The following is a 22,118-nucleotide window of genomic DNA, read 5'->3' as shown; positions in this document are numbered from 1 at the left end:
ATATTTCTAAATAATAATCCAGTACAAATTCTTTATTATATCCCTTTTATCTTACTCATAAAATCTATTATATTTACGCCAGAACAAAGATTAACCGTTTCCCCAACAAAAATTATCTAATATGCATATAGCAATAGCTGGAAACATCGGTGCCGGAAAAACCACATTGACCCGATTACTTGCTAAACATTATAAATGGGAGGCGCATTATGAAGATGTATTAGAAAATCCATACTTGGAAGACTTCTATAACAAAATGGAACGATGGTCGTTCAATCTTCAGATTTACTTTTTGAATAGCCGTTTCAGACAAATTTTGGATATCCGAGAAAGCGGGAAAGATATCATACAGGATAGAACCATCTACGAGGATGCTTACATTTTTGCTCCCAACTTGCATGCCATGGGACTAATGACCAATAGAGATTTTGAAAACTATAAATCGCTATTTGATCTTATGGAAGCAGTGGTAGAAGGTCCTGACCTACTTATTTACTTAAGAAGTAGTATTCCTAATCTTGTTGCACAGATCCATAAAAGAGGAAGAGAATACGAAAACACCATCAGCATTGATTATCTAAGTAGACTTAATGAGCGCTATGAAGCTTGGGCACATGATTATGACAAAGGTAACTTGCTTATCGTAGATGTGGATCATCTCAATTTTGTAGATAACCCTGAAGATCTTGGTAGTATCATCAATCGAATTGATGCTGAGTTGAATGGTTTATTTTAAAGAGTAACTACACTTTCTAGACCATGGACTTTCAGGCTTTATTTCAATTTCTTGAAGAACTACAGCACAACAATCACAAGGAGTGGATGGATGCGAATAGAAAACACTATCAGGCTATCCGAAATGATTTTGTTTCCTGGCTCGATGACCTGGATAACAAATTAGCTAATATAGATCCAGAGTATTATCCAACACCAGGTAAAAAAGGAATCAATCGAATTAACAACAACCTCCTCTTTCATCCCAATAAACCTGTATACAAAGATCACTTTGGAGCTGGATTGGATCAAAAAACCAAGCAAGGAGATTTTTATATTGAAATAGGCATCAAAAAAGGAGTACTCGCAGGAGGCTACTGGAGGCCAGACAACAAATTACTGCAGAGTATCCGAGAAGGCATTGATTATAACGGGGAAGAACTCGTGAAAATCATTAACAAAAAAAGTTTTAAGGACACCTTTGGAGGTTTATATGCCGAAGATGATATGTTGAAATCAGCACCAAAAGGCTACAGTAAGGATCATGAACATATCCATTTGTTGCGCTATAGAACCTTTGCTGTGATTCATGACTTAAAACAAGAACAGATACTGGCGCCTGATTTTACGGATTATGTGATTGCCGTTTATAAAGAAATGCTTCCTTTTAGAAGGTATTTGCGCGAGGCAGTTACAGTTTAGTATCCAAATAATCTACGATCATTGCGGTAGCACCGGTGTTACTATTAATAAAGTGTCCTGCAATCATACCTGTTTTTTCTCTGAACTTTTTGTCTTCGACAAGCTTAGTCATTATGCTATTAAACTCTTCTGTACTTGATACAGAAAATAATCCCGCCAATTTCTGAAGTTGTTTGGCTTCTCTAAACTTCTCAAAGTTTTTTCCAATGATAATGGGAATACCAAAAGTGGCAGGTTCTAGAATGTTATGCAATCCTGTATTTCCCATAGCTCCACCTACATAGGCAATATCCCCATAACTATACACCCTGGACAAATACCCAATTGTATTCATCACAAAGACTTGTTGATCTGCAAGGATAACGCCTTCTTTTTCAGAATATACAACAGTGTTTTTTTCTATTTTCTGTACCAAAGGATTGACGTTGCTATTTTTAATTTCATGTGGAGCTATAATAAAACAAACCTCTTTCGGAGCATTATTTACAAAATCCAAAAACACCTCTTCATCTTCAGGCCAGGAGCTACCCATCACGATACACGTACGATCATTTACGAATTCTGAAATAAAATCCACATGATTGTCCATCTCTATCTGATGACTCACCCGATCAAATCGGGTATCCCCACTTAGAGATACATTGGTATACCCCAACCCTTCAATCAGTGCTTGAGAAGTTGCATCTTGAACAAAAAAATGATCGATTCCCTTCAAGGCATTTCTCATAAAACCTCCATACCACTTAAAAAAGGCCTGATCTTCTCTAAATGTAGTAGATATAAATACTGTTGGGATATCGTTCACCCGAAGTGTTTTAAGATAATTAGGCCAAAATTCATACTTTACAAAAACAGCCAGTTTGGGATTAACCAGTTGGATGAATTTCTTAGCATTCCTTTTCGTATCTATAGGCAAGTATACAATGATATCAGCAAGCTTGCTGTTCTTTTTTATTTCATAACCTGAAGGAGAAAAAAGTAACCAACAATTTCGTGTCCGGAAATTTGGCCTTTAACGCTTCCATTACAGGAACTCCTTGTTCATATTCTCCCAAAGAGGCACAATGAAACCAAATAATGTCACCATCACTTGATATCTTCTCCTTTAAAATCTCGAAAACCGAACGTCTTCCGTTGACAAATAACTTCAATTTGGAGCCAAACCCTCCCAAAACAGGTAGTATGAAATTGAAAATTCCAACAAAGATGTTATATATAATATGCAATGACTTCTATTTTTATGAATAGCAAAAATACAGCTCTTTACTAGAATACGGTACCAAAAATTCAAAAAGAACAACTTACATCCAAATTATCAATATTTCATTTTATTGAAACAAAAATTAATATTATCATACCTTTTTAGTTAAAAATTAATTAATTTAACATTAACCTTAACACAAACTCTTAAACCATGAAATTAAAAATTACTTTCATTGCGTTATTCTCATGCGCTATTCTTTTCTCACAAAATTTTTTAGAAGTACAACTCCCCACTCCAGACAAATTGAGCCCTTTGTTTATAGGTCCTTTGGTAAAGTCAACTATTCATTACGGAGCGACTCCACCAAACTATAACGGAAAAGTGATCGTTTTTAACCACGGATATATTGACCTTAACCAAGGGCAATTTCTTTTTGACAATTCATTTTATAGAGATACCTACAACGAAGGATATCAAGCTGTTTTTGTAGCTACCACAAGAGGTGGAGGTATTTGGGTAAATGGAGAATTACTAGCCGAATCTATCGATATTGTCACCAACAAATACAACGTTTCTGAAGTCTATCTGGTTGGGCACAGTAATGGAGGGAAAGCTTCTGAAGCAGCGATGTTTCAGTATGGAAAAAATTCGAAAGTAACCAGAGCCTTTGCACTAGGTACACCATTTTGGGGTACTTATCTTGCGGATATTTCTCAAATGCCATGGTTGAATTGGGCATGGCGACTTACCGGACTCAACGAAGGAGCCCGAACTTCTACAACCTATTACTGTAGAGATGTGGTACGACCGATACTTGATAATCATCCCAATAATGATCCAGAAAAATTTGTGATACTAGGCGCTTCTGGATTTTATAAAGGATCTACGATAGCTGCCGCTGCATTTCTGGTTACCGGAGGAATTTTATTACCCGTACAAGGTGCTAATGATGGGGTTGCTCCGTATAGCAGTACACTACGTCCTGGAGCCGAATATGTTTTCCGAAAAAATGACTCGAGAGCTATTTTTGATCATCTGGATGTAGGGCTGGGTCAATTTAGTTGGCCTTATGTGAAATCCTATATAGAGAATCCTTCATTACACAGCAATTTTAAATCAAATAATAATGCAGAAAACTCCAAAATAGTAAGTAACTACTATATTGTTCATTCTCAAAATGAGTATGATAAAATAACCTTGGACAAAGATTCTAAATATGCCGTAGCAGAGATTTTACATGAAAACCCTAAAGCTTCTTTTGATCTTTACGATCAGACAAAAAAGATAAAGAACTACACAAAACATGTAACTCAGGATCATCAAACGGTTATCTCGGTTACAGATGGAGAGTTAACCCTAAAAAGTAACTCTAATTTTGCAGCATTTATCAAACAAAATAATGGCATCCGCTTGGAGTTTCAAAATATCAAAACAGGTAATGCATCCCTCTTAAAAGCAGGTTTGTTTTCAAATCAAAAGAATTTTCACACTCCAAAGAATACCGAAGTTCGCGCGGTGATCACCCAAAAAATTACCGATCAGGGAATTCAAATCGATGGAGATCCAAAAATCGTGACTTTTACCCAAGAGAAAGATCATTTCTATTTTGACACTTCCGTTCTTGAAGATGGTGTCTATAGCCTATTTCTACATGCAGAGAGCGAAGGCAATTTCAAAAGGAATATCATTTCCGGGTTTGTAGTTGGCGATATTCAAAATGTAATAAACACCAATGTCGATAACCTTGTAATCAACGAGAAAAACGAACTACAAATAGTACCTAATGCGGTTAAAAATGAAGCTTCTCTAGTTCTAGAAACCCCAGTAACGGCTCAATCTATAAAGATTACTATCTACGACATTACTGGAAAAGAAGTCAAATCATGGGAATTACCTAATGAGCAGATTTCCAGATACGACATTTCTAATCAAGTGCAGTCTTTACATGCAGGAATTTATTTATTGAAAGTCGAAAACTTCAAAACCATTAAGTTCATCAAAACCAATTAATACGCACCAATCACCCTCTATCAAAGCATCTTGAACTTATCTGGTTAAGATGCTTTGATTTTGCGTATTACGCATCTACATTCAAAAACCACTTTTACATTGGCTATAGTTCCTTTATTTTGTACTTTCGTGAGGTTACAATACGCACATCAATGAGGAAAATACAAATGGTTGACCTAAAGGGTCAATATGAGCAAATTAAAGAACAAGTCGACAAATCTGTACTTGACGTTATACAATCTACAGCATTTATTAACGGACCAGAGGTCCATAGCTTTCAAAAAGAATTAGAAGAGTATCTTGATGTTAAACATGTAATCCCATGTGCCAATGGTACAGATGCGTTACAAATAGCCATGATGGGATTAGGATTACAGCCCGGTGATGAAGTAATTACAGCTGATTTTACTTTTGCCGCCACGGTCGAAGTAATTGCACTTTTGCAACTTACACCAGTGCTTGTAGATGTAGAGGTGGATTCATTTAACATCGACCCGGAAGCCATTCGTAAGGCGATTACTCCAAAAACCAAAGCTATTGTCCCTGTCCATTTATTTGGACAATGTGCCAATATGGATGAAATCATGGCTATAGCCAAAGAACACAACTTATATGTTATAGAAGATAACGCCCAAGGTATTGGATCAAGTTATCAATTTGCTAATGGCAAGACTCAAAAAACAGGAGCTATCGGGCATGTAGCTTCTACCTCTTTCTTCCCTTCCAAAAACTTAGGATGTTATGGAGATGGTGGAGCCATTTTTACCAATGATGATGACTTGGCACATACTATAAGAGGTATTGTAAATCATGGGATGTACAAAAGGTATCACCATGATGTAGTAGGTGTAAATTCGAGATTAGATTCTATCCAGGCTACTATTTTACGTGCCAAATTACCTAATTTGGACAGTTATAATAACGCGCGAAGAGCAGCTGCAAGAAAGTATAATACTGCTTTTGCTGGGATTAAAAACATTATCACTCCAAAAGTAAAGGGAAACAACTGTGGATCTGATGAAAATACCATTTGCGATACATGTAATTGTCATGTATTTCATCAGTATACGTTAAGAGTTATTGATATTGATCGTGATGCACTCGTAAAACATCTAAACGATAATGGAATCCCATGTGGAGTATATTATCCTATCCCATTACACAACCAAAAAGCATATAAAGATGATCGATACAATGAGGCTGATTTTACCATAACTAATCAATTGGTGAAAGAAGTAATCTCGTTACCGATGCATACAGAACTTGATGATGAACAAATTGATTTTATCACCAAAACAGTTATTGATTTTGTAAATCAATAAAATTTTAAGTCCATCTGAACTGTTTTCAATTCAGATGGACTTAAAAAACACTCATCAAATTTTACCCCAAACCTACACCAATCACTGAAATGGATTCATACTGTATCTGTTACAATATTGTTGACCACAATTTTACTGGATTACCTGCACTTCCGGAAGCCTATATCGTTTCTAAAAAAGAAGCACAATTTGAATACATAGAGAAACAGGCTACTCCTGAGATTATTTCCGAATTCAATATCCAATATCCAGGAACACCACACGAACAGCTTATTGAAATTTGTACCCTTTTGCGACCAACAGCTTTAGAACAACGTTTTAAGCCTAAAAAATCCCGAAAAAACCTTAACCTATCACAACTACTGTTGGAAGACAAAACCAAAGAACTGATCGAAGGTTTTGTAAACCGAAAACTCGGTACTTTTTATCAACTCATTACTCAAAACCAGTACCCTATTGCTTATCAGGCAAAACGTAAAGAACCCCTTGCCTCTAGTATTATTGAAATTGCAAAACTCCCACTAGATCCCATACTTAGGTTTACTAAGACAGAAAAAGGTATTGAGTACGCTTTTTCACTAAAAGACAAAGAATTATTGTTTAATCCAAAAGATAAAAACATTACTATTTTACTAAACGATCCCTCATGGATCATAGTAAACAAAAAGCTTTTCAGGATTAAAAATTTAAATGCAAACAAGCTAAAACCATTTCTACAAAAAGATAAAATCACCATAGCTCAAAAACACGTTAAAACCTATTTGGAAAAAGTCATCGTTCCGGTATCAAAGAATATTGAAGTTCAGGCAGAGGGATTTGAGATTGTAAACAAACAAGATGTTTTAGGATACACCTTAGAAATCATCCAGGATTTTATCCAGGATCTTTATGTGGCAAAAATCACATTTGAATACGAACATTGCACATTTGATTTGAATCAATCCAAAAAAACAGCCTCAGAAATCATTTACAATGAAGACCAAATTACCATTGTACAGACCCGAAGAAATTCGGATGTTGAATCTGAGATTGTAGAGAAAATTACCTCAAAAGGTCTTCTTCTGAATCAAAATTTACTTTTTGAAGTTTCAGAATCCAATGATCCTTATGGGATTATTACATGGATTACGAACCACAAAACAACATTGCAGAAAGAAGGGTTCAACTTACAACTTCCCAACGTATCTGGGCAACAAGTATGTACGACTTCACATCAACTTTCTATTCAACAAGAGCAACAAAAAGATTGGTTTAACATCAAAGGATGGGTCACTATTGGAGAAGAGGAAATCCCATTTTCAAAGTTTATCAAGTATATCCGAAATAATGACCGATGTTTTCCGCTAAACAACAATGAAACTTTTATCATTCCTTTAGAATGGATGACACGATATAAGAAGTTGGCAGATTTTGGCACATCTACCGACGATAAAATCACGCTAGCAAAAAGTAATTACACGGTTTTAAAAGAGGTTATTCCGGAAGAAGAATTGCCTCTTTATGACCAAAATGAATCGTCAGCACCTTATCAACCTTCTTCAGATCTAAAAGCTCGCCTTAGACCTTATCAGCTAGAAGGTGTGCAATGGTTAGTAAATCATTACAACAATGGTTTAGGGGCGTGTCTTGCAGACGATATGGGACTAGGTAAAACACTACAAACGATTGCAACTTTGGTACACGCAAAAGAACAATTGCAACCCAGCGAAAATGGAGTTAGCGAAATACAATTCGATCTCTTTGCCACGCCTTTGGAAACAAGAACATTCTTAAAGACATTGATCGTATTACCTTCTTCTCTGGTTTTTAACTGGGCTCAGGAAATTATCAAGTTCGCTCCACATCTTAACCTTATAAAATATACTGGTACAGATCGTAAAAAGAACGCTCCGTATTTGGAGTCATATGATGTGGTGTTAACCACTTACGGCATCATCTCCAGGGATCATGATACGTTTCAAAAATTAAATTTCAATTATTTAATTCTGGATGAAAGTCAACAAATCAAGAATAAGGATTCTAAAATTTTCCAGGCAATTAACAAGATCAATACGGCACATAAAATATCGCTGAGTGGTACTCCAATCGAAAACTCTTTGTCTGATCTATGGTCGCAAATGGAATTTATTAATCCGGGGATGTTAGGCAGTTTTGCTTTTTTTAAAGAGCATTTTAAAATGCCAATTGAACAACATCAAAATGAAGAAAAAATAACCGAACTCAAATCCTTAATTGACCCATTTATACTAAGAAGAACCAAAAATCAGGTTGCTAAAGATTTACCAGAACTTACTGAGCAAATACGGTATTCTGAGATGCAACCAGAACAAAAAGAAGCTACGAATCCGAAAAATCCGCTGCTCGCAATCTATTGTTAGGGCTTGATCATGCTGCAAAAAACAAAATTCATATCATCAACACCTTAACCAAGCTACGACAACTTGCCAATCACCCACAATTGGTTTCCAGTGAGACACAGCACACTTCTGGAAAATTTGAGGACGTCACCCATCACCTCCAAACTTTAGTTGCTGCACAAAAAAAGGTATTGGTGTTTAGCTCTTTTGTTTCTCATCTTTCCATTTACGAAAAGTGGAGTGCAGCACAAGGGATTTCTTTTCTTTCTTTAACCGGAAATACAGCTGCCAAAGAAAGAGAAACCATTGTCAATCGTTTTCAAGAAGAGGATGATATTTCATTGTTCTTTATTTCTTTGAAAGCAGGTGGAGTTGGTCTAAATTTAACCAAAGCTTCATATGTAGTATTGCTGGATCCCTGGTGGAACCCATTTGCCGAAAAACAAGCTATTGCTCGTGCGCATCGTATTGGACAAACCAATAAAGTTTTGGTCACTCGTTTCATTTCAAAAAATACCATTGAAGAAAAAATCATTCAATTACAAGAGCAAAAACAATCTTTATCAGATGAATTGATCGCTATTGATAGTATTCCAGAATATATTGAAAGTAACTTGGAAGAATTATTAAAGTAAACGGAGATTTACTTGCCTTCTGAACCTACATACCCACAAATCTCATACTGATGGTTCACTTTTTTTAGCACCAAAAAAATATCTTCTTGTACTATTTTTTCTAGTAGTCCTACGGATATAGGTTTTACTAACTTATATCGATCTGCAAAAGTCGATATCTTGGGTGCGCCCCAAAGGTGTTCTGGGTATATCAGTAATAAATTCTTTTTATAGAGTAACGTAAACACCGTCATCCGTACTGACCCATCCAATCGACCTCGAATATAGGTGCCTGAAAAAGCTGAAGGATCTACCGAAGAGAAATCAACAAATGTATCTTGTTCATTGTCCAGTAATTTTTTTCTTATTTTAGGAAATTCAATAATATCTTTACTGTACCCTACTAATTCAGGAGTACCAGTTAGATCGTTCATCCAAAAGTAAACTCTTAGCTCTTTATGCTCTTTTAGCCAAGGATGCATCCATGGTAATTCTTTATAAACCAGAGACAAACCACTATGAGGAACCAATGTGGTAAAATTTGCCTTTACATCTTTAAGCCAAACAGTATTTACACCTCTATCTATATGTCCGAAATTAATAATTGAATCCAAGGATGCAGATAGTACCCGATGTTTTTTTAAATAGCTTCTAGAGGATTTTTCATCAAAATTAATGAGATCATCCGGAGTAATTTGTCCAAACAGATTTATCGATAGTAAGCAGCACCATAAAACGAGTATTTTTATAACCATATTACATTGTTTTTCCCTAGTATTACTAAAAAATCAAAATTCAAGCCAAACTGAAAATGGGAGCCCCTTCCTCTAATTTACTCAATTACTAGCACATAGCGATTTATTTTCCATTTTTTTATTTATTTTATTGGATGTAAATCAATTGTTTTAAAGTAGCTGAATCTTCAAATATCTGATTTGGCCAATGTAACTTCTCCAAAAAGGAGTGGTTTTGCCAAATCCCTTAATTCGACTATATTTAGCATTCACATTCAAACAAATCATCAAAATGCGATATATTTTTACGCTTCTTCTTTTTTGCGCAAGTACTTCATTATTAGCACAAGACACTTATTTACAATGTGGAAAATTAGTGGATACTAAAAACGGAAAGATTCTTACCGAAAAGACAGTTGTGATTTCTGGAAATAAGATTTCCAAAATACAAGACGGTTATGTCGACGGTAAAAAAGGAGACACCACCATTGATCTTAAAAACAAAACAGTAATGCCTGGATTGATCGATATGCACATTCATATCGAAAGTGAAACCAACCCAAAAGCTTATCTGAAAAGGTATACAGATAACGAAGCTGATCTTGCTTTTGATGCAGTTGGATATGCAGAAAAAACATTGATGGCGGGGTTCACCACGGTACGAGATCTTGGTGGATCAGGAGTAAATATTTCGTTAAAAAAGGCAATTGCACAAGGTAAAATTGTTGGACCCCGAGTATTTACGGCCGGTAAAATATTGTCTACAACAGGAGGTCATGGAGACCCAACAAACGGAGGTAAAAGATCGCTTATCGGAGATCCTGGACCTAAGGACGGAGTAGTAAATAGCGTTGAAGATGCTAGAAAAGCCGTTCGTCAACGCTATAAAAATGGTGCCGATTTGATCAAAATCACTGCTACGGGAGGAGTCCTAAGTGTTGCAAAAAGTGGATCGAATCCTCAATTTACGGTCGAGGAAATAAAAGCTATTTGCGAAACAGCCAAAGATTATGGCTTTCATGTTGCAGCACATGCTCATGGTGACGAAGGTATGCAAAGGGCAATATTAGGCGGTGTAAAAACTATCGAGCATGGTACGCTAATGAGCGAAAAAACCATGGATCTAATGAAACAGCATGATGCGTATTTGGTACCTACTATTACTGCCGGAAAAGAGGTAACAGACAAAGCTAAGATTGATGGCTATTATCCTGCCATTATTGTACCCAAAGCCTTAAATATTGGTCCCAAGATTCAAAACACCTTCAAAAAGGCTTACGACCGAGGAGTTGGTATTGCTTTTGGAACTGATGCCGGTGTTTTTAAACATGGCCAAAACGGTAAAGAATTTGGATATATGGTAGAAGCAGGAATGCCTGCCATTGCTGCTATCCAAAGCGCCACAATTACCAATGCAAAAATTTTGGAAATGCAGGAACAACTAGGACAAGTATCTCCAGGTTTTATCGCTGATATCGTTGCGGTTAATGATGATCCTACACAAAAAATTGACACTATGGAAAATATTGTCTTTGTAATGAAGGAAGGGAAAATTTACAAACAATAATATTTTTTAATCGATTAATAGAAGGTCGTATTCTTTTCTAACAACCTTAGAAATCTTGTAATGGAATCAAATTATCAATGTAAAAATTGTGGACATAGTTATTCTGGTAATTTTTGCAATCATTGTGGACAAAAACATATCGCAGAACGCTGGACTTTGAAAAAGCTCATCAACAATGCAGCTACAGCAATTTTCAATCTTGAAAAAGGATTCTTTTACACCTTCAAAAAACTACTGATCCAACCCGGAAAAGTTATTCAGGAATATTTAGAGGGAAACACGGTAAATTATGCCAATCCATTTCGATATGCACTGATAGGAATTGCTATCAATGTATTTTGTATGCTCACTTTTGGGGTTTGGGATTTTCAGGTAGAAGCAATGGTTGAAACCTATAAAGATCTAGGGATCATTCAAACACCAGAAAAAGAAGTAGAAATGCGGGGATACTTTAAGATTGCGACCAAGTTTATGAATTTGCTTCCTTTTTTATTAGTACCCTTTATCTCATTAAGCTCAAAAATATTTCTAGAACGACATAAATTATATTATGCTGAGCATTTTATAATGAATACTTTTATGCTCGGACAATCTACTATTTATGGGGCTCTAAATGTTGTTATATTTTATTTTATACCAGAATTCTTTGGATTTATGCTAGTAATCGGATTCTCAATTGCCGCATTCATCTACAGTCAAATTTTTCGTGACATGTTTGGGAAAAAACAAATCGTAGGGTTTCTTCTAGGATTAGTAATTTATTGTTTTGGCTTCTTCTTTTTCGGTATATTTATGAGTATCATTAGTATTATAGTAGTTATCGGAGCTTTGGTCTATAAAGCGCTGACATAAACTGATTCTGAAACAAAAAAAACATCGATGAAAATTCTAAAAACTGTTGTCATTCTTATCATTTGCTATTCGTATTCATGGAGCCAGGAAACCAAACTCTCTGCTTTTACGCCTTTGATAGGAAAAGTGTGGAAAGCTGAAGGAAACTGGGGAGATGGAAGCAAATTTAAGCAAGAAATCGTATTTCATTTTGACCTCAACAATACGATCGTTATTGCAGAATCCAAAGGATATACTAATAAAGAGCAGACCGAATTTGGTGCTCGTAATCATGGAATCCGAAGATACAATCCTGAAAAACAAACGATCGAATTCTGGGAGTTTGATGTTTTTGGTGGAGTGACTACAGGGACCGTAAAAAGTAAGGATAAAAACATAATATATACCTATATGTATGGTACCTCAACGGTTACCGATATGTGGGAATATGTGGATGACAACACCTATACTTTTAAAGTCGGGGATTATCAAAATGGTGAGTGGAAACAACTATACCTCGAAACTAAGTTTACGGCTGGGAAATAAAAAAAGATAGCGGTTATTTCCTGTTCTTCCGCTCTTCTACCAACTTATCCTTTTTCCAAGTACCACTGGTTACTATTTCTCCGTCTTTACCATAAAAAACGCCATCACCATCACGTTGGTCATTTTTCCAGTGTCCAGTATATTTTTCTCCATTCGGCCAAAAGTAAGTTCCTATACCATTGCGGAGATCGTTTACATATTCTCCCTCGTAGCGTTCACCATCTGGCCAATAAAAAGATCCTTCTCCATGGCGTAGATTGTCTTTCCACTCACCTTCGTATCTACTTCCGGTATCGAATAGCGCAATACCAAAGCCGTTTGCTTTGCTATTGTTTACCTGACCTACATAATGCAATTGGTGCTTTTTGGGGTTTTTAAACGTAAGATACTCCCCATATGACCTTTTTTTGAGTTGTTTTTTTATTCTGTTCAATTGAACTTTAGCCTTTTCAAGGGCAAAACTTAAAGAATCGTAGGCTCTAAGTTGAATTAATGTCTCTGCAACCCCCACATTGGTGGTATCTATTTCCTGAACTGAATCTGACAAAGAATGATCTTCATAGATTTCTTTATGCAAATTCATAAACTGTTGGGCTACCTCTATCCGAAACTTTACACTTTCTTTTTCATCACCATCATTGATTACAGCATCAAATTGTTCTTGATAAGCATTCAACGCAGATCTATATTCTCCTTTGATCAATATAGAATCTATTTGAAGAAGGCTCCGTTCTAAAATAGAGTCCCGTGATGCTTTAGCTCTTTCTTCTTCCAGAGTATGGAGTTTGTTTTTAAGCTTTTTAGCGCGAATGGTGTTATAGGTTGCCGCAAAAACAGCGAGAGTCAAAATACTATATAATAGGATGTTGGCGTTCTTTTTTTTCATTGGGTTTAGGGCTTACATCAAATTTTTGCAATATTAATCATCTAAATGAATTGCAGGCAACTTATTCTTAACTTTTCTGAAATCTGGTGAAAAGTACAAGTGAAATCGAAGTGTCCAATTCTGCTTAAAAACAGAAGCATCACTCAAAGTTTGCCCTTGAGAATACATAATCCCCGTTGCTACTGTCATTCTAGGATTCAAAATATATCCAAAAGAAGCGTGTAAACGCAAATCTTCCATAGGGCTACCTATAACCGCTTTACCACTTTGCATGATCAATTCGGCCTCGGGAGAGACATAAAACGTCTTTGGTTTAAATTTATCCGAATTGATAGGAATCTTGGCTTTAAACATATATCGCCATCGATTCCTGAAAATGTATTCACTGTTTTCTTCAAATCCTTGAGTCCAACGATGTTCAATACGAATACGATGATAAAACATCATAGAAGAAAGCGGCATCGCAAACATATATTGATGCCATATGCGCCATTCGGGTACTAGATTACGATCTACAGATTCTGGATCTGTATTGAAATTAAGCCTTAATACACCCCCAAGGCTAACATTAAAATATTTTGAATAAATATAACCAATAGCGTGTCTATTGTATACTTGACCTACCTGACCAGCAAAAGGTGTGCTTTCTGTTTCTTCAAACCTGAAATGGGTTTGAGCAACCCAAAACAAGCGTTTGGAAATTCTAATATTCCCGTAGGTATTGATCCATAACTTGGTTACTGGCTCTTTAAACTTTGATTCGGTTGGGTCTTCTTCTTGTGCTATCGCCTCAACTGAGACAAAAAAGCAGATGATCACAAAAAACAAATATGTACAGTATTTTTTTATCATCTACTAGTCTTGGTTAGTTGCTACAGGGACTTTAAAACGCTGCAATACTACAATAGGATCTTTTTCCTTTTTTAGCTTTCGCTCCATCTTTCTGGTATCTTCATCTCTCAAAATCAAGAGTTGCTTATAGGTAAGATCAACCATATTCATCCAGCTCTTTGCTTCTTCACATGGCAATCCTTCCTCTACCTGTTGTAGAAAGTAAGGGATCAACACATCATCATAAGCAGAAACGATACGCTTTTTCACCATTTCATCCATCAGCGTAGCAATAAATGGATTCCAGACAGCGTCCATATATTTTTCATGTATTTCCTTTTGTTGTTCAGGAAGTTTTAAAACCCGCTCTCCTACTTTACCGTAATCTTCAAAACAGTGCACCAAGGTTCTCCCGAACTCCAACTTTTTTCAAGGTTTTCTATCTCAGAATAGGCTTTCAATTTATCCTCTGCAGTTTTCTTTAACTGATCTATTGCCTCAAAAAACAATGCTGGTATAGAGTCTGCTCTGCCTCTCTCCCCTAGTTCTTCCAGATAGTTATGACGAGTAACCATCTCTTTTTCCAGGGCAATAGCTTCTTGTTGCTTTACTTGTTTATCTATTTTACTTTGTAGTGTTGCTTGTATCGCTTCCAGGCGATAAAAAGTCTGTTCGGACACAATTTTCAAAACATTAAAAACATTATCCTCTGGATTGATCTTTCCTTTTAAAGAAATCTTATATTTTTCGAAGTTCTGTAATTGAGATATTCCATTCTCCCACAAGTTTGTAAGGATCTTATCCTTTTCTATATGAGTAAGAATTTCATCTTTATGATATTCATTTACTTGTTGTAATGGTTGTAAAATGCTTTCAGAAATCTCCGCTACCTCATCTTCCAAAGAACGAACATCTTGATCTGATAATTTCCGAATATTGAGCTGCGAATCGTTTAATAAAAAATCACTTATGCTTCTCGATTTTTGGTAATAGGCTACTGTAGCATCAATAGCCTCTTTTTCATTAGATGCTAAAGGATAAAAGGGAACAACTACCTTGAACTCTGGTGAGAATGAAGAGGACCCCAAAGCAGATAAAATGTCGTCTATATTTTGATAATGCCCTTCATTAGTGGTTAACAAATAGGTAATTCCACCTTCTCGAACCTTTCTAGCATCACTATCTGATAATAGAAACTCAAGGATCTTCATGTATTTTTCTCCTAAGGAAATAACCTCAGTTCTTGTATTCAAACCCTTAAAAACTGGTATACTTCTGCTACCGTTTCTTGAATTTACTTCTATAGTCTGTAAAACACCTTCATCAAAATACCAGGATTCTATTTCGTCTAACTCTCTATCTGAAAATAATGTCCATTTATCGTGAGCAAGTCCATTCCTCAAAAACCTTCCTACCAGTTCCTGTTGTTGATCTTCAATTCGAAAACTTTGTTGAGGAACTCCTTTTTCAAAAGTGATGACACTATTAAAATCAACTTGTCGGACTTCAGAATCCTTAATTTGCTGTACTTTAATGGTCCATGTCCCATCAGGCCTTCCTTGTAGTAGGCTCCCAGACGCTACTCGTTGGTTTCCGTCTACATTTACCACATAGCGATAGTCCTCAACTGCATTATTATCACTCGACTGAAACTCATTGAATCGAAAAGACCAATTCCCTTCTGGATAGTTATTCGTAAACTGTCCTTGGATCGAAAAAGAGACGTCTTCTTTTTCTAACAACGCTTTCAGATTAGAACGGTTAAATGTAAAAGGACCATTCAAAATAGTATCTGCATCTTTCAGGAGATAAGAATAGCTAGCTTCTCCTTTGTACTTTTGAAGTTCTAGTTCACCTTTAAAAGTGCGTACATCCTGGGCATGAAATATCCAGGGAAGCCATAAGAGCATCCCAACACAATATGTCGTTATTAAGTCTTTATATTTCATGATTTTAACAATTCAAATAAACTAAAATTATTCGAAATTATTTTATCAAGAACGTAAAACATCCCAATATGAGCGGGACATCGCTTTATTACATATATGACAAATAACAGTAGACACTATCAATAATTTATTGATATCGTCATTTTATTGCATTTCTTCTTTCTTTCACAGAAGAAATTAGCTAAGTTTATAAAAATTGACCTATAACCAGGATCAATTAAAAATCTAAATAAAATATCAATTATCACGTTAATTTATGGAATTTGTACGACCCGATTTTAAGCGTTTTGAACACATTACTGATTTTCCATATCAAGAAAATTACATCTCCTTTGAGAATCTACAAATGCATTATATCGATGAAGGAGCAGGAGAAACTATCCTGGCACTTCACGGAGAACCCACATGGTCTTACTTATACCGAAAATTTATTCCCGTACTCAAAGATTATCGTTTTATAGCACCTGATTTTATTGGTTTCGGTAAATCAGACAAAATTGTGGGTAGAAAAAACTACTCTTTTGATCTACATTTCAGGTCTCTTGAAAATTTTATTGAAAAATTGGAACTTAAGGATATGACTCTCGTTGTTCAAGATTGGGGAGGGCTTCTGGGCTTATCTTTATTAGGGAAATACCCAGAAAAATTTAAACGTGTTGTTATCCTTAATACCTTTCTACCTATTGGCAAAAAAATGTCACTACCCTTTAAAATATGGCGGATGTTCACCAAGTATCATCCTTCATTACCGGTAGGAGGTATTATACAGTACGCTTCTCACCAAAAGTTATCCAAAGATGTGATTGCTGCTTACAATGCTCCATATCCTAATAAAAAACACAAAGGAGGCGCAGTAGCTTTTCCTCTATTGGTCCCTGCTCATCCAAAAGATCCTGCAGTAGCACCAATACAAAAAGCCAGAGATGTACTTTCTACATGGGATAAACCTGCATTGGTCATGTTCTCTGACAAGGATAAAGTACTAGGCGGATTAGAGAAGTTTTTCTATAAATTAATCCCAACTAGCAAGGATCAAAAAAAGATAATCATCAAGGATGCTGGTCATTTTTTGCAGGAAGAAAAGGGAGAAGAAATTGCTGGTTACATAGATCAATTCATGAAAGATCAATTACTTATAAACAAATAGGTTAATCACATAAAAAAGCCCTAGCAAATATGCCAGAGCTTTTCTGTATTTGTATTGTATACCGCAAGATTACACTGCAGCTAATGTAGTTTCGGCAGAGCGATCTATCTTTTTTACCAAACCAGACAATACCTTACCTGGTCCTACTTCTGTGAATAAAGTAGCTCCGTCTTTGATCATATTCTGTACACTTTGCGTCCATTTTACCGGAGCTGTTAACTGTGCTATTAAATTCTTTTTGATTTCATCTGGATCTGACACTGCTGTTGTCGTTACATTTTGGTAGATATGACAAACAGGAACATTAAATTGAGTAGCTTCAATAGCTGCCGCCAACTCTTCTCTTGCTGGCTCCATCAATGGAGAATGAAAAGCTCCTCCTACGGGTAGTAACAATGCTCTACGTGCTCCTTCTTCTTTCATCCATTCACAAGCTTTTTCTACCGCAGCTACCTCTCCCGAGATTACTAATTGACCAGGACAGTTGTAATTGGCAGCAACCACAATACCATCTATAGCTCCACACCCTTTCTCTACTACGTCATCATCTAATCCTAGAACTGCGGCCATTGTAGAAGGTTGTAATTCGCAAGCCTTTTGCATGGCCATTGCTCTTTTGGCAACTAACTGTAATGCATCTTCAAAATTAAGCGTACCATTAGCTACCAAAGCTGAGAATTCACCCAAAGAATGTCCTGCAACCATATCAGGCATAAAACTGTCTCCTAACACTTTACTTAGGATTACAGAATGTAAAAAGATGGCAGGTTGAGTAACTTTGGTTTGTTTTAACTCATCAGCTGTACCTTCAAACATGATTTTGGTAATTTCAAAACCAAGAATATCATTCGCTTTATGAAAAAGTTCTTTTGCGAGATCCGAATTTTCGTAAAGATCCAGGCCCATTCCTGAAAACTGTGCTCCTTGACCAGGAAATACATATGCGTTCATACGATATTGTGTGTTATAAATTTTGACAAAAGTAAGGATAATAAATTATTCGTCTAGCAATTGGCTAACGATTTGACAATCTTCTGAAAATCATCAAGAATAGCTCTCAATTATCCTTTTTACCGACGTATAATAAGAGCTTCCAAAAAGATTCAAATGCACCAACAAATAGTATAATTGAAAAAGAGGAATTCGCTGTTTCCACCATTTTTGCAAAGGAAAGATTTCATGGTACACTTCAAATAACTGCGGGTCAAATCCCCCAAACAAATGCATCATCGCTATATCCATTTCTCTTGGAGAATAGGCAACCGCAGGATCTATCAAACAAGGAGCTCCTTTATCATCTTCCATAAAATTACCACTCCACAGATCACCATGTATCAAGCTAGAAGGCTCTTGGGGTATAGTGCCTTCAATGTTTTTATAAAAAACATCTAGCTTCGAAAATGAAAACCCATTTTTTGAAGCCAGCTGAAACTGTGGTTCTAATCGCTGTTGTATATAAAACGCTGAAGCTGTTTGGCATTTTGTATTGTACTGAGGCAAACTACCGATATAGTTATCTTCTTCAAAGCCAAAATACTCCTCACCGATTTGATGCAGTGTCGCCAACTGTTGGCCAAACACTTCCCAAAAATCCGAAGCCCTTGAAGCACTATCTACATATTGCAAAAGCAAATAAGATATCTCATCAACTTCTCCATAAGCAATAGCTTCAGGAATTGAAAAAGTGTTGGTCCTTTTAAGTTCATCAAGCCCCTTTGCTTCTGCTTTAAACATTCCTGGAAATCGGGAAGCACTATTTAATTTTACTACAAATTTGTGATTTGCAGTTTGCAGCAGATACACATCATTGATGTCTCCTCCTGATAATGGAGATGCCTCAAGATTCTTTACTGAGAGTAGTTCTTCTAGATGAGTAATCAACGCTTTAGAAAGCATTACTTTCTTTTATAAGTAAGATACGTAAACGGAAACTTATGCCTATCATCCACATCGTGAAATTCTTCTTTGACTAACTCCCATGTATTTTGATCAATTTCGGGAAAGAAGGCATCCGCCTCAAAATCAGAATGCACACGAGTAAGCTCTATACAATTGGCAACATCCAACCCTAGTTTATAAATCTCACCTCCACCAATAATAAACGGATTCTTGTCATTTTTGGCAATTGCCAAAGCGTCTTGCATTGTTTGCACCACTATCGCTCCTGGAGCCTGATAACTGGTATTTCTAGAAATAACAACATGAATTCTATTGGGCAACAACTTTGGAAAAGATTCAAAAGTTTTCCTACCCATTACGATGTAATGCCCGGTAGTTAATTGTTTGAATCGTTTAAAATCATCGGGTAAGTGCCATACCAGATCATTATCTTTACCTAACGCATTATTTTCTCCTGCCGCAGCAATCATTGTAATGATTTGTTCATTTTTTTCCTTCACTTCGGTGTTTTGTTTTTCTGTAATAAATGCTTCTTTCTTTTGTTGTAAATCATCTTTGGGATACATCAAGTCAATATCTTTTTGAATCAAAGCGATTTCTTCCTTTTGCTTGACTACTAATCTTTCCATCTGCTTATCGGTCCACTCCTGCCCCATAAAGGTGCTGAATAACCATACATTACAAAAATGTATTACAAAAAGAAACGCCCAAAATACTATAGCTATAACATACCAATTAACCCCAAAAAAAGTGAAGTCTTTGCCATACCCAAAAACAAGGTTTAAAATAGCGAAAAAAGCAGATCCTACTATAAACACAACAAAATGATAAAAGAGTCTTTTTTTCTGAATAACTCTTTTTCGAGCATGCTCATACAACTCTCTTTGTTGGGGATCAATTTGTGGTGTTTCTTTCATTCTTGAGAACATATTAATGCTAACTTAGTATCGGCAAGTAAAGATATAGTTTTTACCAAAAATCACCTTACAATTGCTTATGAAGAATTTACGAAATGAATTCCCCGTTTTACAACAATATACCTACCTCAACACTGCTTCTTCTGGATTACTATACGATACTCTCCTAGACTTTAGACAGGAACATGACTTGGATTTTTTGATCGGAGGAAGCAAATTTAGAGATACGCAACAGCAATTCTTGAATTCGGTAAGAGCAACTATTGCAGAGTTTTTTGGAGCCTCTGCAAAAAACACCATCTTAACACCAAACTTTTCTACAGGCCTCAATACTATCCTTCAAGATCTTTCAAAAGATCAGAAAGTACTGTTATTGGATGATGACTATCCTTCTATCAATTTTTCTGTAAGAAGCAAAGGATTCGATACCTGCTATGCGAAAATAGATGAGCACCTGGAACAGAACATCAAGTCTTCTATCGAACAGCACAAACCCGATATTTTCATTTTCAGTATCGTGCAGTATATCTCGGGAATCAAGATTGGTCTGGATGTTATCAAGCAATTAAAAACTTCTTATCCAGAGCTGCTTATTATTGCCGATGGGACTCAGTTTTGCGGCACAGCGGTTTTCAACTTTGCTGATTCTGGTATTGATATCTTAGGATGTAGCGGATACAAATGGTTATTGGGAGGCTACGGAAATGGTTTTCTATTATTTCAAGACGGCATGCTAGATCATTTAACTCCAAAAACGTATATCGAAGCGGCAAAAAATGAAAATTACGACAGTTCTTACACCAGTCTACCTGCTCGGTTTGAATGTGGACACTTAGACACTTTTAATTTTGGGAGCCTCGAGTATTCGTTAAGGCATTTATCCAAAATTGGACTATCAGAAATTGAACAAAAAATAAAGATACTTGGTAGCTATGCCAAAGAAGAATTACAAAAACTTAACCTGTTAGGAAGTGAAGTGGTTTCGAGAAAAAAACACAGTACAATTTTGAATATCAAAGGAGATCAAAAGCTATTTTTGCACTTAAAAGAACAGGATATCATTACCTCTCTAAGAGGTCATGGTGTTAGGATTAGTCTTCATTTTTACAACACTATCGAGGATATTGACCAATTACTTACCCAACTACATCGTTATCGTTAATAACTTATTGAAAATCTGAAACTTCTCTCATTCTTTGTTTTTATATTTTACCGTAACTTAGAACAACTCTATTAACCTAATCATTAATTTTTAAATCAAAATTATGGCGATTACCAAACAATATTTAAAAACAAAGCCTATTTGTAAAGTTACTTTTGTTGTTCCAGCAAAAGAAGCTTCATCTGTATGTGTTGCAGGAGAATTTAATAATTGGAACACGGAAGCTACTATGCTTAAGAAATTGAAAAATGGGAATTTCAAAGGAACAATTGATCTTCCAAAAGACAATCAATTTGAATTTAAGTATGTAGTTGATGGTGAGTGGACTAATGAAATAGAAGCAGATGGGTATCAATGGAGTGATTATGCTTCTGCAGAAAATAGTTTATTGATATTATAAACAAACTACAATATAAAAAGGTGTTGAGGGTTATTCTACAACCTCAACACCTTTCCAAAATGCTACATATCCTTTAATCTGCTTTGCCAGATCACTGGTTTCTGGATAATACCAAGCTGCATCTTGATTCTCTTTTCCATCGACCTCTACCGTATAGTATGAAGCTACACCTTTCCAAGGACAGTTGGTATGAGTATTACTTGATTTAAAAAATTCTTCTTTTATCGCTTCTGGCGGGAAGTAGTGATTTTTTTCTACTACTTTTGTTTCATTACTTTCGGCAATGACTTTGCCATTCCAAATTGCTTTCATGCTCTATCTCTTTA

At 35.9% G+C, this 22,118-nt stretch carries 21 protein-coding genes and 1 pseudogene; 12 read left to right on the top strand and 10 right to left on the bottom strand.

Features of this window, described 5'->3' with window-relative positions:
* The first annotated feature begins 121 nt into the window (after positions 1-121).
* Both AC0L3Q_RS04545 and AC0L3Q_RS04540 read left to right on the top strand, forming a co-directional pair.
* Positions 122-736: a deoxynucleoside kinase gene (locus tag AC0L3Q_RS04545; RefSeq protein WP_073315527.1), complete on the top strand. Its 615-nt coding sequence runs from the start codon at positions 122-124 to the stop codon at positions 734-736.
* A gap of 23 nt (positions 737-759) precedes the next feature.
* Positions 760-1,416 (top strand): DUF2461 domain-containing protein, encoded by a 657-nt coding sequence (locus AC0L3Q_RS04540; protein WP_473285502.1) that lies wholly within the window; start codon positions 760-762, stop codon positions 1,414-1,416.
* On the opposite strand, the pseudogene AC0L3Q_RS04535 reads toward AC0L3Q_RS04540, so the two are convergent.
* A pseudogene (locus AC0L3Q_RS04535) lies at positions 1,406-2,471 on the bottom strand (3-deoxy-D-manno-octulosonic acid transferase). The gene AC0L3Q_RS04540 and the pseudogene AC0L3Q_RS04535 sit on opposite strands and share 11 nt — an antisense overlap.
* 359 nt (positions 2,472-2,830) lie before the next feature.
* Here AC0L3Q_RS04535 and AC0L3Q_RS04530 point away from each other — a divergent pair.
* From AC0L3Q_RS04530 to AC0L3Q_RS04515, 4 genes are all read left to right on the top strand, one after another.
* A complete protein-coding gene (locus AC0L3Q_RS04530; protein WP_473285501.1) occupies positions 2,831-4,630 on the top strand; it encodes a T9SS type A sorting domain-containing protein in 1,800 nt (599 codons plus the stop codon).
* A gap of 152 nt (positions 4,631-4,782) precedes the next feature.
* The gene (locus AC0L3Q_RS04525; RefSeq protein WP_473285500.1) at positions 4,783-5,952 is read left to right on the top strand and encodes a DegT/DnrJ/EryC1/StrS family aminotransferase; all 1,170 of its coding nucleotides are present in this window, start codon (positions 4,783-4,785) and stop codon (positions 5,950-5,952) included.
* 89 nt (positions 5,953-6,041) lie between these two features.
* Positions 6,042-8,330 carry a DEAD/DEAH box helicase gene (locus AC0L3Q_RS04520; RefSeq protein WP_473285499.1) on the top strand — a complete coding sequence of 763 codons (2,289 nt, stop codon included), beginning with the start codon at positions 6,042-6,044 and terminating at the stop codon, positions 8,328-8,330.
* A complete protein-coding gene (locus tag AC0L3Q_RS04515) occupies positions 8,324-8,944 on the top strand; it encodes a DEAD/DEAH box helicase (RefSeq protein ID WP_473285498.1) in 621 nt (206 codons plus the stop codon). Before AC0L3Q_RS04520 ends, AC0L3Q_RS04515 begins: the two co-directional genes overlap by 7 nt.
* An 8-nt stretch (positions 8,945-8,952) precedes the next feature.
* On the opposite strand, the gene AC0L3Q_RS04510 is transcribed toward AC0L3Q_RS04515, so the two are convergent.
* On the bottom strand, positions 8,953-9,678 hold the full coding sequence (locus AC0L3Q_RS04510; protein ID WP_473285497.1) for a hypothetical protein: 726 nt from the start codon (positions 9,676-9,678) through the stop codon (positions 8,953-8,955).
* A 271-nt stretch (positions 9,679-9,949) separates the two neighbouring features.
* Between AC0L3Q_RS04510 and AC0L3Q_RS04505 the strand changes: the two genes are divergently transcribed.
* From AC0L3Q_RS04505 to AC0L3Q_RS04495, 3 genes are read left to right on the top strand one after another with little or no spacing between them, the layout of a single operon-like run.
* Positions 9,950-11,224 carry a metal-dependent hydrolase family protein gene (locus AC0L3Q_RS04505; protein ID WP_473285496.1) on the top strand — a complete coding sequence of 425 codons (1,275 nt, stop codon included), beginning with the start codon at positions 9,950-9,952 and terminating at the stop codon, positions 11,222-11,224.
* Between the two features lie 60 nt (positions 11,225-11,284).
* Positions 11,285-12,076 carry a DUF3667 domain-containing protein gene (locus AC0L3Q_RS04500; RefSeq protein WP_473285495.1) on the top strand — a complete coding sequence of 264 codons (792 nt, stop codon included), beginning with the start codon at positions 11,285-11,287 and terminating at the stop codon, positions 12,074-12,076.
* A 27-nt stretch (positions 12,077-12,103) separates the two neighbouring features.
* Positions 12,104-12,601: a hypothetical protein gene (locus AC0L3Q_RS04495; RefSeq protein WP_473285494.1), complete on the top strand. Its 498-nt coding sequence runs from the start codon at positions 12,104-12,106 to the stop codon at positions 12,599-12,601.
* A 13-nt stretch (positions 12,602-12,614) separates the two neighbouring features.
* On the opposite strand, the gene AC0L3Q_RS04490 is transcribed toward AC0L3Q_RS04495, so the two are convergent.
* From AC0L3Q_RS04490 to AC0L3Q_RS04475, 4 genes are read right to left on the bottom strand one after another with little or no spacing between them, the layout of a single operon-like run.
* Positions 12,615-13,487, bottom strand: a complete 873-nt coding sequence (locus AC0L3Q_RS04490) for an MORN repeat-containing protein (protein WP_473285493.1) — start codon at positions 13,485-13,487, stop codon at positions 12,615-12,617.
* A 33-nt stretch (positions 13,488-13,520) separates the two neighbouring features.
* Entirely contained in the window at positions 13,521-14,339 is an 819-nt protein-coding gene (locus AC0L3Q_RS04485; RefSeq protein ID WP_473285492.1) for a DUF2490 domain-containing protein, read from the bottom strand.
* Positions 14,340-14,342: 3 nt separating this feature from the next.
* Positions 14,343-14,741: a hypothetical protein gene (locus tag AC0L3Q_RS04480; protein WP_473285491.1), complete on the bottom strand. Its 399-nt coding sequence runs from the start codon at positions 14,739-14,741 to the stop codon at positions 14,343-14,345.
* Entirely contained in the window at positions 14,690-16,267 is a 1,578-nt protein-coding gene (locus AC0L3Q_RS04475) for a hypothetical protein (RefSeq protein ID WP_473285490.1), read from the bottom strand. Before AC0L3Q_RS04475 ends, AC0L3Q_RS04480 begins: the two co-directional genes overlap by 52 nt.
* A gap of 256 nt (positions 16,268-16,523) precedes the next feature.
* Here AC0L3Q_RS04475 and AC0L3Q_RS04470 point away from each other — a divergent pair, with 256 nt between their 5' ends.
* Complete coding sequence (locus AC0L3Q_RS04470; protein WP_473285489.1) at positions 16,524-17,414, top strand: haloalkane dehalogenase; 891 nt, start codon at positions 16,524-16,526, stop codon at positions 17,412-17,414.
* Between the two features lie 69 nt (positions 17,415-17,483).
* On the opposite strand, the gene fabD is transcribed toward AC0L3Q_RS04470, so the two are convergent.
* From fabD to AC0L3Q_RS04455, 3 genes are all read right to left on the bottom strand, one after another.
* Positions 17,484-18,365 (bottom strand): ACP S-malonyltransferase, encoded by an 882-nt coding sequence (gene fabD / locus AC0L3Q_RS04465; RefSeq protein WP_473285488.1) that lies wholly within the window; start codon positions 18,363-18,365, stop codon positions 17,484-17,486.
* A 93-nt stretch (positions 18,366-18,458) separates the two neighbouring features.
* On the bottom strand, positions 18,459-19,310 hold the full coding sequence (locus tag AC0L3Q_RS04460) for a fructosamine kinase family protein (protein WP_473285487.1): 852 nt from the start codon (positions 19,308-19,310) through the stop codon (positions 18,459-18,461).
* Complete coding sequence (locus AC0L3Q_RS04455; RefSeq protein ID WP_473285486.1) at positions 19,310-20,230, bottom strand: dihydrofolate reductase; 921 nt, start codon at positions 20,228-20,230, stop codon at positions 19,310-19,312. The genes AC0L3Q_RS04460 and AC0L3Q_RS04455 overlap by 1 nt, the downstream gene beginning before the upstream one ends.
* 79 nt (positions 20,231-20,309) lie before the next feature.
* Between AC0L3Q_RS04455 and AC0L3Q_RS04450 the strand changes: the two genes are divergently transcribed.
* Together AC0L3Q_RS04450 and AC0L3Q_RS04445 are read left to right on the top strand one after the other, a co-directional pair.
* Complete coding sequence (locus tag AC0L3Q_RS04450; protein WP_473285485.1) at positions 20,310-21,392, top strand: aminotransferase class V-fold PLP-dependent enzyme; 1,083 nt, start codon at positions 20,310-20,312, stop codon at positions 21,390-21,392.
* Positions 21,393-21,495: 103 nt separating this feature from the next.
* The gene (locus AC0L3Q_RS04445) at positions 21,496-21,792 is read left to right on the top strand and encodes an isoamylase early set domain-containing protein (protein ID WP_473285484.1); all 297 of its coding nucleotides are present in this window, start codon (positions 21,496-21,498) and stop codon (positions 21,790-21,792) included.
* A gap of 30 nt (positions 21,793-21,822) precedes the next feature.
* Here AC0L3Q_RS04445 and AC0L3Q_RS04440 read toward each other — a convergent pair whose 3' ends face one another.
* Positions 21,823-22,104, bottom strand: a complete 282-nt coding sequence (locus AC0L3Q_RS04440) for a DUF427 domain-containing protein (protein WP_473285483.1) — start codon at positions 22,102-22,104, stop codon at positions 21,823-21,825.
* Positions 22,105-22,118 lie beyond the last annotated feature (14 nt).

It is taken from the genome of Aquimarina sp. KJ22-3, from assembly GCF_055808215.1.
This window is presented reverse-complemented; position numbering and strand designations above follow the sequence as displayed.